Genomic DNA, 12,825 nt, shown 5'->3' with positions numbered 1-12,825 from the left:
CCCTTGCACAGCCAAGAGCTCCGTCAACTGCATATGCCATTCGCCGTGAAAATTGCACGCGCTGTTGCACAGCAACTGTGCCATGCAAGACAGTAGTTGAGCCACGGCGCAGCGTGACTTTCAGCGGTCGGTGCTCCGACTTCGCGATGCCCTGAGCCGTGCCATCCCCCGTACCGGCCGCCCGGAGGTTTCGGCATGACATCTGCGTTCGCGACGCCGAAGGACGGCGTCCGGCAGGCCCTCGAGCTCTCCATCGAGCGGCGCCCGGACCCGCGCACTGACGGCCTCTCCGCCGCAGACGCTGCCTGGCCCCAGCGGCTGCGCCGCATCCTGCGAGCCGGCCTCACGCACTGGGCACGCCTCGACCTGGTGGACACCGCGGAACTCCTGCTCACCGAGTTGGTGACCAACGCTCTCCGCCACGGTCACGGCCACGACATCGGCGTCCGTATCTACCTCCAGGACGACAACCTCGCCATTGAGGTGAACGACGGCTCCCCGCACGCCCCCGTGCCTCGGTGCCCCGGCCCCGACGATGAGAACGGCCGAGGACTGCTCCTCGTCGAGGCCCTGGCCGAAGCCTGGGGTGTCAGCGAGGACGGCAAGACGACCTGGTGCACCCTCCCCCCAAGCAAAGGACCCTCCCAGATGGACCCCGTCGCGGCGACCGCGCCCGTCTTACGTGAGATGCCGCTCGAACTCCCCTCCGACCCCAGCGCGGTGACGGTCGCCCGCGTCTCCGGCCGCACCAAACTCACGATGCTGGACTGGCCCGGGAACGTGCACGCAGCGATTGACGTGCTCGGCTGCCTCGTCGACAACGCCGTCGCCTACGGCCTCACCGCCGGCCGGGCCGGACAGTGCCTCTCCGCGCGCCTGGGCATCACCGAAGCGCGGCAACTGATCATCGACGTCACGGACCCCAACCCGACGTTCCCCAACTTCCCTGAGGCCGTCGACGGCACGACGGGGCGCGGATTGTGGAACGCCCGGCAGCACGGCGCCCATCTCTCCTGGTTCATCGCCTCCGACTTCCACGGCAAGACGGTACGGGCCACCCTCGAGCCGGGACGGGTGGAACTGTGAGCACCCAGGTCATGGCCCCGCCGACCGCTGCCGAGGTGATGCAGCACCTGGTCGACTCCGCCGGAGCGGTGGTGCAGCAACCGGCTGCCGACATGGCCGACCTCGCCGAGATGATCCGCGCCCTCCTGGCCGTCGAAGCCCGCCAGGACACCCGAATCCGGTTGGGCGGCAACTTGTTCGACGTCGTCATCAGCAGCTCGGGCCCGCAGGCACGATTCGCCGTGGAACTGATGGACGAGATCCAGGGCGGATGCGGGCCCGTGATCGAAGATCCAGAAAGTGGCTGGTTCTACTGGCTGGTCCCGCCCGGGTCCGCCGGCCAGTGGGCGCCGCACTCCCACGCGGTGTGCCTGGGAGCCCCGCACACGATCACCCTGCCCTCGCTGAACCGGACCGCCCCGCCGGGCCCGTACTGGCACCGGCCGTCGGCCAGCGACCGCCTCGTTCCCACGGGCCCCCTGCGCGCGGCGCTCGAGCAGCTCCGCCCCGAGCCGACCCCGCACGCCGCCCTCGCCGCCCGCCTCGGAACCTCGCATGACGCCTACCTCCGCGCGACCCACACCAGCGGCGCGCCCAGAAGCGCCGTGCCCGTCGACGAGTGACACCGCCTCGTCGACGGGCACGGCTCCAGCCCCTGCGGCCGGGAGGATCCGACCCGGCCGCAGGCCCTTCCCTTCACCGCTCACTGCAGCACCACCTCCGGGGGACACCGTGGACCGACCGATAGCGCCGTACGTGACGCCGTGGACGGGTGAGAGCGCGCAGACCGCGCCCCTGACGGTCACCGTCTTTGGCGTTGCCTACACCGACCCGCTGCAGGACGCCATCGCGCGCGACCTGGATGGCGTGCTTTGGGCGTTGTGCACTGGCACGACCACCGGCAAGCCTGAGTACACGGCCGAGCTGCACCCCGATCGGCAACGGACGGCAATGGAGGGACTCCTGTGCGCGTGCTGCAGCCGACCAGCCGCCCGCAACAAGGACGGCATGCTGTGGGTCCTTCCGCTGCTGGACGATGCCGTGGACACACGATGGGAAGGCGTGCGCACCACGGTCCCGCCCATGTGTGAGCCCTGTTCTGTGTCGGCTCCGCTCCTGTGCCCGCGGCTCCGCGACGGGCATGTGCTGCTCCGCGTACGCGAGGCCGAACTGATCGGTGTTCGCGGGACGCTCTACCCCCGGCTCGGCAGCTCCGGTCCCGCGGACGACGATGCGCTCGTTCTGCGCCACTCCCCGGACGAACGGTTCGTCGTCGCCCGCCAGGCCGTGCGCGAGCTCCTCGGCACCACTGTGGTCGCCTTCGGGGCGGCCGCCTCCTGACCGCCTGCCCGGCGACTCGGAGACCCCCGAACGGGTCGCCGGGCAGGCTCCAGCACTCCGTTCCGGCGCAGGCCCTGCGCTGTCGGCTGTATCAGGCAGCCCTCAGCGGAGGCCCTGGGCCTCTCCACCCTCTCTCTCGAGGGGTGGTCCACCGATCGAGGAGCAATCCGTGCTGAACACGCTCGAGCCCCAGCAGTCGACCGAGCCCACCGAGGCTCTCCCCGTCGACGGCTGGGAGCTGACCACCACCGTCACCACGTCGCCAGTCCCGATCGTCGAGGCCTGCGGCTCGGGTGATGGCTGCAAGAGCACCTGCGCATCGTCCTGCGCGTCGAGCTGACCCGACCGCGGTGGTGCGGGCACGTAAGGCCGTGTCCGCACCACCGCGTTCCCAGGAGGGACCGACTGATGACCCGAAGCACCTTCCGCAGGCACGGCGACGTGCTGGTCCTGCGCTCCGCCGCTCTACCCGTTGGGGCCCGCCCGGGTGAGTGGCCCGACGTGGACTCCCCGGAGGACTGTCGGCAGTGGCTGGCCCGCGTATGGGAAGACGACTCCTTCACCGAGGCACTGCGGGCGGCATCTTCCGGGCTGGTCACCTTCGTTGAGCAGATCCTGGAGAACCACCGCGTGGCGCCGAAGCGGGTGCGTAGCGCGGCGCTGTCCGTCGCCAGCTACCTCCTTCGGGCCACGTCCCGGCCGACGCCGTTCGGTCTCTTCGCCGGCGTATCCCTCGCCGACGTCGGCCCCGTGACCGCAGACGTGGGCCACATACACCGAGCCGTCGCCCGGCCCGACACGCTGTGGGTCGATCATGTGCGCCGCGCACTGCAGCGCCGCCCCGACGTGCTGCCACACCTGACGATCCAGGTCAGCACGGTCGCCTTCCAGCGCGGTGACGCCATCGGCGTGCCCCGGTCCGGCGGACGCCTGGCGAGCGCGCCCTTCACCCGCCCTCTGGTCGCCCTTCTGCACGCTGCGGCCACCCCGACCACCGGACGTCGGCTGCTGGACGTCCTGGCCGACCAGGGTGGCACCCCGGCCCAGGCCACCCGTCTGATCGTGCAGGCCCTGGAAGACGGCTACCTGACGAGCGACCTCGCCGCGCCCATGACCGTCGTGGACCCCGTCGGCCACATGACGCGTCTGCTGCGGCCGCACGCGGACAAGCTGGATACGGACACGGTCCAGATCCTCGACCGCCTGGAAGAGACGGCGGCGGCCCTCGCCGCGCACAACCGGGCACCGAGCCGGGCGGAGGCACGCCGGCTGCGGGATCAGGTGGACGCCGCGATGGAGACGATCCAGGCCGCGGACTGCCGGAACCGGATCAGCCTCGACTTGCTGCTCGAGGCCCGCGTGTCCGTACCGCGCCAAGTGCTGGACGAAGTGGAGCGAGCAGCGTTCGCGCTGGCCCGCCTGACCCGGGCTCAGGGAGAGTCGCCCGCGTGGGCCGACTTTCAGGCGCATTTCTGGGAGCGCTACGGCGCCGGCGTCCTGGTCCCCGTCCGTGACGCCGCCGACCTGGCCGCAGGGGTCGGGCTGCCGGCCGACTACCCGATGTCCGGGTGGAGCCTGCCGCCGCTCACGGTGCTGCCGCGCGACGAGCAGCTCGCCGCGCGGGCGATGCAGGCGGCGGTGACCGGCGCCCGCGAGATCGTGCTCACCGAGCAGGACATCGACGACCTCGCCGGAGACGCAGCGGACGGGCCCACGGCCCCGCACGTGGAGATCGGGTTCCGGGTCCGTGCCGTCAGCGAAGAAGCCGTGAGTAGCGGCGATTTCGTTCTGGACGTGCGGCCCGCGTGGACGGCTGGCGTCCTGTCCGGGCGGTTCGCCACCGTGCTGGGGACCAGGCTGTCAGACCTGTACCGCACACTGCCCACCATGACCGAGGGAGCCCTGCACGCCCAGCTCTCCGTCATGCCCGACTTCCCGCACGCCCAGAACGTCTCTCGCATCCCCGCTCTGCTGCCCTACCTCATCCCCGTAGGCGAGACCCGGGCCCCGGCCGACCACCTCATCGACATCGACGACCTCGCGGTGTACTCCACCGGCCAGGCTCTGCACCTGGTCAGCATGTCCCGGCGGCGCATCGTGGAGCCGCACGTGCTGCACCCCCTCGCCCTGGAGAAGCAGGTCCCGCCCCTCGCCCGGTTCCTGGCCCAGCTCGGGCGCGGCTTCGCCACAGCGTGGACCGAATTCGACTGGGGGCCGGCCGCTGTAGCACTGCCGTACCTTCCCCGGGTCCGTTACCGCCGCACGGTGTTGAGCCCGACCCGGTGGAATCTGACGGCCAGGGACTTACCCGCGGGGCCGTTCGGTCCCGCCTGGCACAAGGCGCTGCGGGAGTGGGCGGACACCTGGCACTGTCCCGCCCGGGTGCAGCTGCAGGACGACGACCGGACCATGCCCCTGGACCTGGCCGAACCGCTGCACGCGCGTCTCATTCACCAGCACCTGCGACGCCACCCCCAGGCTGTGCTCACGGAGGACGTCAGCGATGAGGAACTGGGCTGGCTGGGCCACGCCCACGAGCTGACGGTCCCGCTCGCCACCACCCGGCCGCCGGCCCCGCACCCGGACCTGACGCACGCCCCCGTCGTGACCAACCGGGACCTGGCCCAGCCCGCAGACCCCGCGCAGCGGTGGACGCAGGCGAAGGTGTTCACCCACCGCACGGCCATGGACCAGATCATCACCGCCCGGCTGCCCCGGCTGCTCGAGGACATCGGCACCGATCAGGTGTGGTTCGCGCGGTACCGGTCCCTGCAGGAGACCGACCATCTCCGAATCCGCGTACCCACCGGCACCCCGGACGACCAGGCGGCCGCACTGCGGGCCCTGTCCGCGTGGACGCGCCAACTCACCGAGGACGGACTCGCCTCCCAGCTCATCCTCGACGGCTACCGGCCCGAGACCGGCCGCTACGGCACCGGGCCGGCCATGGCCGCGGCCGAGGACGTGTTCGTCGCCGACAGCCTCGTCACCCGCTACGCCCTCACCGACCTGCCCGCCCTCGAGCGGGAAACGCTGTGCGCCGTCAACATGATCGACATCGCGGAGGGCTTCCTCGGCATTCACGACGGCCGCACCTGGATGGCGCGCACCCCCGTGCACGGCGCCGGCCGGCTGGACATCACCCGGCAAACCGTCGACCAGGTCGTCACCGCGCAGCCCCTGCGCAACGCCACTTCACGCCTCGAGGAGGCCGCAGCCCGGCGGCGGGCCGCCCTCGCGGCGTACCGGGCGTGCACAGGCGACAGCAGGACGGCTCAGGTTCTGGCGTCTCTGCTGCACATGCACCACAACCGGGTGGTCGGGCCCGACCGGGACAGTGAGGCGGCGGCTCGCCATGCAGCACGGCAGGCATGCCGGTCCCTGCTGCTGAGGAGGACCTCGTGACGCACGACGACCTCGGCACCGGCCCGGCCGCGACCGCCCTCTACGAGATGGTCCTCGCACGCGGAACCGGCGACTGGGCGAAGGCCCACGCCGCAGCCAAGGCCATGGCCGCGCAGCCCATCACCGGAAACGCGGAGTTCGCGAACCTGTACCGCGGGGCTCCGGCAGTCGCGTACATCCTGCACACCGCCGGCCACCGGGCCTACGCGCGCGCCCTCGCGGAGCTCAACGCCGAGGTCGTCGCTATCGTCGCCCACCGCCTGGGCGCCGCTCACCGCCGCATGGACACAGGCCTCCCGCCGCGCCTACGCGAGTACGACCTGATCAGTGGTCTGACAGGGCTCGGCGCCTACCTCCTGCTCTGCGAACTGGACAGAGCCCTCGAGGCTGTTCTGCAGTACCTGGTGAGACTGCTCACCGAACCTCTCATCGTCAACGGCCACCCGGTCCCCGGCTGGTGGGCGGCCACCGGCCCGAGCGACACCCCCGAGCCCGCAGGGTTCGCCCACGGCCACGCCAACTTCGGCGTCGCGCACGGAGTGGCCGGACCGCTCGGTCTGCTCGCCCTGGCCCGCCGCGCCGGCCACACCGTCGACGGACAGGACGACGCGCTCGCCGCAGGCATCACCCACCTCACGACCTGGGCACAGCCCCTCAAGGGAGGAGGCACCGGCTGGCCCGAATGCCTGCCGCTGGACGCCTACCAGCGCGGTCCCGAGCCTGACGCGGCCCCCGCCCGCGCCTCGTGGTGCTACGGAACCCCCGGCATCGCACGTGCCCTGCAGCTCGCCGCCCTCGCCCTCAACGACGACACCGCGCGCCACCTCGCCGAGCACACAGCTCTGCAGGCCGCCACGGACCCCCGGCACACCGGGCAGATCGTCGACACGTCGCTCTGCCACGGGTGGGCGGGACTCGTCCTCACCACCGAACGCATCGCCGCCGACGCCGCACTGCCGGGTTTCCACGACGCCCTCCCCGCGCTGCGAGACCGCCTCGCCACCGAGACCCGGCACCATCCGGCGCCCGAGCACACCGGGCTGCTCACCGGCGCCCCCGGCGTGCTCCTTGCGCTGCACACCCTGACCACCGTCCGCCCCGTTGTTCCGGAGTGGGAGACCTGCCTACTCCTTACCCCATGAAAGTGATGTGACAGTGAGCCAGACACCTACGGCCGACCAGCTCCGCAACCGGCTCGTCGACGAGATCCTCGCCGAACACCGGATGCCTGCCGCCGTGGAACGGGCCATGCGCACCGTGCCCCGGGACGCCTTCCTGCCCGGCCTCGAGCTCGAGAGCGCCTACACGGACCAGGCCGTGACCATCAAGGACAACCCCGGCAAGCCTCTGCCCCTGTCCTGCGCGTCCGTGCCCTCCGTGGTCGCCATGATGCTCGAGCAGCTCGACATCAGCGCCGGGGACGACATCCTCGAGATCGGGGCCGGCACCGGCTACAACGCCGCCCTCCTGGCCGAGATCGCCGACCGCGGCAGCGTCACGACCGTCGACATCGACCCCGACGTCGCCCTGCACGCCCGAACCCGCCTCAACGCCAACGGGTACGAGCACGTCACCGTGATCGAACGTAACGGACTGCTCGGCGCCCCGGAGAACGCCCCCTACGACAAGATCATCGCCACGGTCGGCGTCTGGGACATCCCCGCCGCCTGGTGGGACCAGTTGAAGGACGGCGGCCGTCTGGTTCTGCCGCTGCGTTGGCGCGGGCAGACCCGATCGGTCGCGCTCACCCGCCGCAGCAACCAACTGGTCTCCGACAGCATGGAGCTGTGCGGCTTCGTCCCGATCATCGGCCAGAACGGAGAGAAGACCGCCCCCCTCAACGCGGACGACACCATCCGCGTGCACTACGACGAGGACCAGGACCTCGACCCCGACGCCCTGACCGCCACCCTGCAAGCGGGCGCGCCCGCCCTCGAGGTGCCCTCCGCCCAGCGGGTCGGCGGCGAGGAACCGTTCGACGGGGTATGGCTGCGCGCCACGGCCAGCGACGACCGTGTATGCCGACTGGAAGTCACCCCGCAGGCGCTCGAGCAGGAGCTGCTCCGCAAGCCTGTCATGCCCGTCCGCAGCCCCGTTCTCGTCGAGGGCGGCTCCCTGGCCTACATGACCCTCACACGGGAGGGCGCCGACCCCGAGCGCCCGTTCCGGCTCGGCGCGGCCGCCTACGGCCCGCGGGCCGAGGAGCTCGCACGGGACCTCGTCGCGCACATCGACGCCTGGGGCTCCGACCGCCTGGCCGTACCGCAGATGACCGTCACGCCCGACGACAAGACCTCCGCCGCGGGCCACACGATCAGCAAGCCCGAGAGCCGCATCACCCTCGCGTACTGAGCCATCCAGAAGGGCCTCGATCGCTGCCTCGAGCCGGCGGCCGGGGCCCTTCACGTCTGCCACGACAGGCCGCGCGTGCCGCCCAGTACGGCGGCAGGTGTAACACAACGCTGCCGATGACGTTTCGGGGGTGAAGGGGGTTGCACCTTACGTCAACCCCTCAGTGATCCGGAGGAACGGTGACGACCGCGACAGCCCCACTCTCGACCGAGACCGGCCGCTCCCAACTGCAGGAGGGCCTGTTCGCTTGGCTCCAGCCCGAGCCGGCCCCCGAGCCGATCAACCTCTCCCCCACAGGAGAGGCCGGGGCGGAGGCGAAGACGCTCGAGGAGCCTGCCACGGAGACTTCCTCGGCCGCGCCGGACAACAAGCCGGATCTCTCCCACGTCTGGGTGGTCGCCGCGGAGATCGAGGTCACCCCCAGAGTTGCCAGCATCGCCGACTACCGGGGCAGCTTCAAAGCCACCGAAGGACAGCGCGTCGACGCGCTTGAGGTGTACTGCAAGGGCTGCCGCCGCCCCTACGACGAGGTCAAGGGCGACGACTGCGCCGCGAAGATCGACAACACCCACCTGATCGGCGGTGACCAGACCCGCCGCGCGAAGCGCAAGGTTCCCACTCCGCCCGCCAACGCGCGGATCATCCCCGGCGGCACCATCAACCGGCGCGGTATCGGCGCCTACGTCTCAGGAGTTTCCCGCCCCAAGCGCTGAGCGCGCGACACTAACGCCGCCCGCTGTTCATGGTGCGCGGCGTGACTACTCAGCGAACCTCCAGGGCTCTCGCCCGCGAAGCCGCCGGTCTGTGCCTCACCGCCTTCGGCGTGCTCGGTGTCCTCGTGGCGCTGGGCACACTCCACTGGGCCGCAGGTCTCACCGCCGCCTTCGGCGGAATCGTCGTCGCAAGCGTGACCTTCGCCCCCAAGCCGGACGCCCCCCGCTACGCCCCCATCCTGCGCTGGACGGTCTGCGGCATCGGATACGCGGGTGCAACTGCATGCGCGTTCGTAGTCTGCGCGCCCATCGGCTGGGTCTACGTCGCTCTCGCGGTCGCCGCAGCCGGCCTCTGGCTCGCCACCCGTGAGCCCGAGGGGGCCTGATGCCCCGCCAGTTCCTCCCCACGCTCCGCGGCCTGCTCGCGCCCCGGGCCGCCGCACCCTCACCCCCGCCGACGGAGACGAAGGACCTCCTCGCCGGAGGCGTCTACACGTCGATGTCGTACGCCGGCATCACGAACGTCTGGGGCACGCCAGGCCGCGCCGACGGCTGGGACCTCGAGCGCGTCATCATCGAGGGCTACGAGCGTTCCATCTGGACGTTCAAGTCCGTGGAAGCGATCAGCAAGCACGCCTCCACCCTGCCGGTGCAGATCGGCCGCGGCGGCGACGAGCGGGAGTTCGAGGAGGTCCTTGAGGACCATCCCTTGCTCAAGCTGTTGAACAAGCAGGCCAATCCGTTGGAGACCGGCGACGTCTTCAAGAAGCGGCTCAGCGCCCAGTTGCTGCTCAGCAAGAAAGGCGTCTTCATCGAGAAGACCAAGAGCCGTGGCGGCGTCCTGGTCAGGCTCGACCTGCTCCCTCCGGACCGCGTGCAGATCGTCCCGGACGACGAGAACGCGACCTACGTGAAGCACTTCGAGTTCACGGACTACAACGGGCACATCCGGGAGCTCAAGCCGGAGAAAGTCATCTGGATCCGGGACCCGCACCCCACCGACCCCTTCTGTGGAGTGACACCGCTCGAGGCCGCTGGCCTGTCCGTCGACCTGGACGTGAAGGCCCGCACGTACAACATCTCGTTCATCGACAACGACGGCCGCCCTGGCGGCATCGTCGGCATCGACCTGGACGGCGTCGACGCGGCCGAGGTCGACCGCATCCAGAAGCGCCTCGCCCCGGGCGCGCACAACGCGGGACAGCTCACCCTCGTCGGCACCGGCCCCGGCGGCGTCACCTACGTCGACACGTCCGCACGGCCGCGCGAGATGGCCTACGAGACGCTGTCCAGCACCGCCAAGAACGAGATCCTCTCCGCGTTCGGCGTGTACGAATCCGTCATCGGCAATGCCTCCGAGCGGACGTTCAACAACGCCGACCGGGAAGAGTGGAACTTCTGGGCCCACACGGAGCTCCCTCACCTCAACCTGATCGCGTCCGCGTTCGACCCGGACCTGTCCGACGACTGGGTTATCCGCTTTGACACCTCCCGCGTCCAGGCGCTGGAGTTCCCCCGCCGCCAGGCCCGCGAGGAGGCACGCGCGGAGTGGGAAGCCGGCCTCATCACCATCGACGAGTACCGCCAGATCGCAGGCCGCCCCGCCTTCAACACCCCGCAGTCCCGCGCACTGTGGATTTCCCCGCAGAAGGCGCCCGTTCCCGCGAACACCCTGGACGCCGCAGCGCTCGGCCTGGCGCCGGAGCCGGGAGCCGGCGGCGACCCGGGAGCCGGCCCGGCCCCTGCCCTCCCCGAGGGAGAAGGGGACCAGTCCGCCGCCGCGGCGGTCGCCGAAGCCCGCGCCCTCGAACAGATGCCGACCGCGGCCGACGACGTCGCCGCAGCACGCGGCCAGGCACCGCTCGCCCTGCCCACCGAGCCCACCAGCACCGCAGCGGACGACGTTGCCGCAGCCCGCGTGCAGATGTCCGACACTCCCCAGCCGGGCGCCGCTGCCGGTGACGTCGCCCGCGCTCGCGCCACCGTGGAGCAGCCCGAACCCGGCCCGGCCGCCGACGATGTCGAAACGGCTCGCGCCCGCCTCGAGACGAAGGCGCTCCCCGACAGCGGATTCGAGGTCACCGACGCCGACTTCGACGCCCTGGCCATGGCCGTACAGGCGGCCCTCACCGCGCTGCTGGCACGCCAGGAGGGCGTCATCACCGCCCGGCTCCGCGCGCCGAAGATCCGCAAGCACACCAGGTTCTGGACGCCGGAGAACGAGCACGACACCCGGGCCGGTGACGCGAACCTCGACGAGGACCGCGTCGTCAGCGCGGCCCGCTGGGCTGAGGAAACCACCAACACCCTCGCCCCGATCCTTCAGCAGGCCGCATCCACCACGGCCCGCAAGCTGGGCCAGGCCCTCGCCGGCGTCAGCTCCGTGCCCCCGGCCGCGGTCGCTCCCGCCCTCGTCACCGCGATGTACGCCGGTGAGGCCATGACCGGCCTGCTCGGAGACCTCGCCGACGAGCTGCGCAGCATCCAGACCTCCCCGGCCGAGATCACCCTCGAGGACCTGGATCGCACCGTCGCCCAGTTCTACGAACAGGCCGGGCCCGCGCTGATCGCGCGCGTCGCGGAGACCTGCGCCGTATCGACGATCAACGGCGCCGCTGACGCCGCGGCGGAGAGCGCCGGGCCCGGAGTCGTCCGGTCCTGGATCACCCGCCAGGACGACCGCGTACGGCCCGCACACAGGGCGCTGCACGGCAAGACCCTGCCCGTCGGCACCCCGTACGAGATCAATGGCGCCCAGCTCCGGTACCCCGGCGACCCCTTCGCGCCGATCGCCCTGACCGTCAACTGCCGTTGCCGGCTGCACTACGACACCGACCCCAAGGAGTGACCGTGAGACCCACCCTCGCCTTCATCCGCCGGAACACCAGCGCACTCCTGTGGGGCGCCTGGGCGCTGTTCTTCGTCATCTACGAGGCCATCGCCCTGGCCAACAAGAAGGACGACGACACCCTGAGCGAGAACACCCGCAAGCTGTTCCGGATCCGCAGATCCAAGGCCGGCCGCGCGCTGTTCACCGTCATCCTCGGAGGAGGAGCCGTCTGGTTCATGCTCCACATCCTCACCGAGACGATGTAGCGGTCGGTCACGGGCGCCGCGGGGCCAGGTCCTCCGGGAGGCCGAGATCCCTGCTCGCTTCCCTGATCAGCTTCCGCATCGGATCGCCCTGCAGGAGCGGACTCATCACGCTCGCTGCCTGGAGCAGCGGAACCGGCATCCAGCACAGGTCTGCGAGCCGGTCCGCGTGGGAAGTTTCGTGCAGCACCACCTCGTCGTCGGTCACCTTGGACACGAAGGCCGAGGCGGTCAGGTCGGTGGTGTGGGCGTATGCCGAGAGGTTCCGGTACACCGGATACAACATCGGGGAGCCGTAGGCCGTCACCATGTTCTGGAAGGTGCGCAGCTCGCCGACTCGCCGGTCGTGCTCCTTCTTCTGGTCGGGCGTGGTGAAACCGAAGTCGGGAGCCTCCAGCTCGACTTCCTCGGGCAGTTCCCAACCCACCTGCTCAAGGTTCTCGAGCAGGTTCTTGCGCGACCTGTGCGACTCGTCCATGAGCGCCCGGTAGCCGGCCTCTCCGTGGTCTGCGAGCCAGTTGATGGCGTACGCGTGGCCCACCAGATTGCGCATCAAGGGCGTCACCTCCACGGTGAACCCCTGGTCGTACAGCGCGAGCATGGCGTCGGCGGTGCGGTTGGCGAACCGCCACCACCCGGCGAGCACCGCGAAGACGGACATGGATATTTCTGCCGACTCCAGCTTCTGAACGCGCAGGGCATCCGTGGCCCCGGCGGTCAGCTTGGGCACGATGGCGCGCACCCTCTTCGCGGTCTTCTCGTCCGGCTTGTAAGCGAAGGTCATAGCAGCGCACGCTACGCGGCGAGGGGTCAGCAAAGCAGCCGAGTATCCACCGTCTACGACGCGACGTTAAGC

At 70.7% G+C, this 12,825-nt stretch carries 12 protein-coding genes; 11 read left to right on the top strand and 1 reads right to left on the bottom strand.

The genetic code is table 11. The annotated features are described in order from the left end of the window. Nucleotides 1-195 precede the first annotated feature (195 nt). The 11 genes from ACIF8S_RS28750 (at nucleotide 196) to ACIF8S_RS28700 (ending at nucleotide 11,972) form a co-directional block, all read left to right on the top strand. Nucleotides 196-1,086, top strand: coding sequence for an ATP-binding protein (locus tag ACIF8S_RS28750; RefSeq protein WP_400002932.1), 891 nt, complete (start codon nucleotides 196-198; stop codon nucleotides 1,084-1,086). Beyond that, nucleotides 1,083-1,688: a hypothetical protein gene (locus ACIF8S_RS28745; RefSeq protein WP_400002930.1), complete on the top strand. Its 606-nt coding sequence runs from the start codon at nucleotides 1,083-1,085 to the stop codon at nucleotides 1,686-1,688. The genes ACIF8S_RS28750 and ACIF8S_RS28745 overlap by 4 nt, the downstream gene beginning before the upstream one ends. 133 nt (nucleotides 1,689-1,821) lie before the next feature. Next, a complete protein-coding gene (locus ACIF8S_RS28740) occupies nucleotides 1,822-2,406 on the top strand; it encodes a hypothetical protein (RefSeq protein WP_400002928.1) in 585 nt (194 codons plus the stop codon). Between the two features lie 169 nt (nucleotides 2,407-2,575). Further along, nucleotides 2,576-2,746 carry an FxLD family lantipeptide gene (locus ACIF8S_RS28735; protein ID WP_400002927.1) on the top strand — a complete coding sequence of 57 codons (171 nt, stop codon included), beginning with the start codon at nucleotides 2,576-2,578 and terminating at the stop codon, nucleotides 2,744-2,746. A gap of 68 nt (nucleotides 2,747-2,814) precedes the next feature. After that, nucleotides 2,815-5,811: a lantibiotic dehydratase gene (locus tag ACIF8S_RS28730; protein ID WP_400002925.1), complete on the top strand. Its 2,997-nt coding sequence runs from the start codon at nucleotides 2,815-2,817 to the stop codon at nucleotides 5,809-5,811. Then, nucleotides 5,808-6,953 carry a lanthionine synthetase C family protein gene (locus tag ACIF8S_RS28725; protein WP_400002924.1) on the top strand — a complete coding sequence of 382 codons (1,146 nt, stop codon included), beginning with the start codon at nucleotides 5,808-5,810 and terminating at the stop codon, nucleotides 6,951-6,953. Before ACIF8S_RS28730 ends, ACIF8S_RS28725 begins: the two co-directional genes overlap by 4 nt. A 13-nt stretch (nucleotides 6,954-6,966) precedes the next feature. Further along, a complete protein-coding gene (fxlM, locus tag ACIF8S_RS28720) occupies nucleotides 6,967-8,163 on the top strand; it encodes a methyltransferase, FxLD system (RefSeq protein ID WP_400002922.1) in 1,197 nt (398 codons plus the stop codon). Nucleotides 8,164-8,342: 179 nt separating this feature from the next. Next, nucleotides 8,343-8,876 carry a hypothetical protein gene (locus ACIF8S_RS28715; RefSeq protein WP_400002920.1) on the top strand — a complete coding sequence of 178 codons (534 nt, stop codon included), beginning with the start codon at nucleotides 8,343-8,345 and terminating at the stop codon, nucleotides 8,874-8,876. 41 nt (nucleotides 8,877-8,917) lie between these two features. Then, nucleotides 8,918-9,262 carry a hypothetical protein gene (locus ACIF8S_RS28710; RefSeq protein ID WP_400002918.1) on the top strand — a complete coding sequence of 115 codons (345 nt, stop codon included), beginning with the start codon at nucleotides 8,918-8,920 and terminating at the stop codon, nucleotides 9,260-9,262. Next, complete coding sequence (locus ACIF8S_RS28705) at nucleotides 9,262-11,724, top strand: phage portal protein (RefSeq protein ID WP_400002916.1); 2,463 nt, start codon at nucleotides 9,262-9,264, stop codon at nucleotides 11,722-11,724. The genes ACIF8S_RS28710 and ACIF8S_RS28705 overlap by 1 nt, the downstream gene beginning before the upstream one ends. Before the next feature lie 2 nt (nucleotides 11,725-11,726). Continuing rightward, nucleotides 11,727-11,972: a hypothetical protein gene (locus tag ACIF8S_RS28700; RefSeq protein ID WP_400002914.1), complete on the top strand. Its 246-nt coding sequence runs from the start codon at nucleotides 11,727-11,729 to the stop codon at nucleotides 11,970-11,972. A gap of 7 nt (nucleotides 11,973-11,979) precedes the next feature. Here ACIF8S_RS28700 and ACIF8S_RS28695 read toward each other — a convergent pair whose 3' ends face one another. After that, nucleotides 11,980-12,753, bottom strand: a complete 774-nt coding sequence (locus ACIF8S_RS28695) for a DUF5677 domain-containing protein (RefSeq protein ID WP_400002912.1) — start codon at nucleotides 12,751-12,753, stop codon at nucleotides 11,980-11,982. Between the last annotated feature and the right edge of the window lie 72 nt (nucleotides 12,754-12,825).

The organism is Streptomyces sp. NPDC085937, from assembly GCF_044540535.1.
Taxonomy (GTDB): domain Bacteria; phylum Actinomycetota; class Actinomycetes; order Streptomycetales; family Streptomycetaceae; genus Streptomyces.
The sequence above is the reverse complement of the archived record's forward strand: the minus strand, read 5'-3'. Positions and strand labels throughout refer to the sequence as shown.